This window comes from Gilliamella sp. ESL0250 (assembly GCF_013345045.1).
Classification (GTDB): Bacteria; Pseudomonadota; Gammaproteobacteria; order Enterobacterales; family Orbaceae; genus Gilliamella; species Gilliamella apicola_H.
Genome location: NZ_JAAEDV010000031.1, coordinates 1 through 1,647, shown reverse-complemented (window position 1 = coordinate 1,647; position 1,647 = coordinate 1). Strand labels below are relative to the sequence as shown.

Here is a 1,647-nt window from a genome sequence, read left to right as displayed (position 1 = left end):
AATGATATCTTATCGGGCGGTAAAGGGAACGACTTTTTATCGGGCGGAGCAGGAAACGATACTTACCTGTTTAATCTGGGCGATGGTCACGACACGATAGATAATCAAGGCGAGTTAAAGAGCGTTGGCTTCTTAAATTACAGAAAATCTGATGTTGATAAGATCCGTTTTGGTGATGGTATTCGTGCTGACATGTTAAGTTGCTCTAGAAGAAACAGCGATTTAGTTATCGCTATTGATAGTCAAAATTCAATTACCATAAAAAATTGGTTCTCAACGGGGCAGACTCAATTAGCGGCGAGAGTTGATTTCTTTGAATTTGCAGATGGCACCCAACTCAATATTTACAATTGGTATAATAGTAATCCAGTTATTACATCAGGCATAGCAAAAGATGAAACATTATTAAGCTCAAATTACAATGATATTTACCGGTTTGGTCGTCATAGTGGACATGACCAAGTGACTGAATTAGGCGGTAACGATAAGTTAGAATTTGTTGATGGTATAAAGCCGAGTGAAATTAGATTTTCACGCCAAGGCGCTGATATAAAGGTAACATTAATTGGTGGCAACAGCAGCATCACCCTTAAGAATATCTTTGCTAATGCAACCTCTACAACCGCAAGAGTGAATGAGGGGAACGTTATTGAAACGTTTGTATTTGCCGATGGCACAAAATTAACGTGGGATGAAGTGTTAAATAACCGTTTACAGATGTTCGGTACGGATGGTAACGATACCATTTTAGGGAATAAAGGCAATGATATCTTATCGGGCGGTAAAGGGAACGACTTTTTATCGGGCGGAGCAGGAAACGATACTTACCTGTTTAACTTGGGCGATGGTCACGACACGATAGATAATCAAGGCGAGTTAAAGAGCGTTGGCTTCTTAAATTACAGAAAATCTGATGTTGATAAGATCCGTTTTGGTGATGGTATTCGTGCTGACATGTTAAGTTGCTCTAGAAGAAACAGCGATTTAGTTATCGCTATTGATAGTCAAAATTCAATTACCATAAAAAATTGGTTCTCAACGGGGCAGACTCAATTAGCGGCGAGAGTTGATTTCTTTGAATTTGCAGATGGCACCCAACTCAATATTTACAATTGGTATAATAGTAATCCAGTTATTACATCAGGCATAGCAAAAGATGAAACATTATTAAGCTCAAATTACAATGATATTTACCGGTTTGGTCGTCATAGTGGACATGACCAAGTGACTGAATTAGGCGGTAACGATAAGTTAGAATTTGTTGATGGTATAAAGCCGAGTGAAATTAGATTTTCACGCCAAGGCGCTGATATAAAGGTAACATTAATTGGTGGCAACAGCAGCATCACCCTTAAGAATATCTTTGCTAATGCAACCTCTGCAACCGCAAGAGTGAATGAGGGGAACGTTATTGAAACGTTTGTATTTGCCGATGGCACAAAATTAACGTGGGATGAAGTGTTAAATAACCGTTTACAGATGTTCGGTACGGATGGTAACGATACCATTTTAGGGAATAAAGGGAATGATATCTTATCGGGCGGTAAAGGGAACGACTTTTTATCGGGCGGAGCAGGAAACGATACTTACCTGTTTAATCTGGGCGATGGTCACGACACGATAGATAATCAAGGCGAGTTAAAGAGC

General features: G+C 39.4%; 1 protein-coding gene. It reads left to right on the top strand.

The genetic code is table 11. The features are described from left to right. On the top strand, nt 1-1,647 hold a 1,647-nt coding region (locus GYY69_RS12625), incomplete at both ends, for a calcium-binding protein (RefSeq protein WP_274600363.1).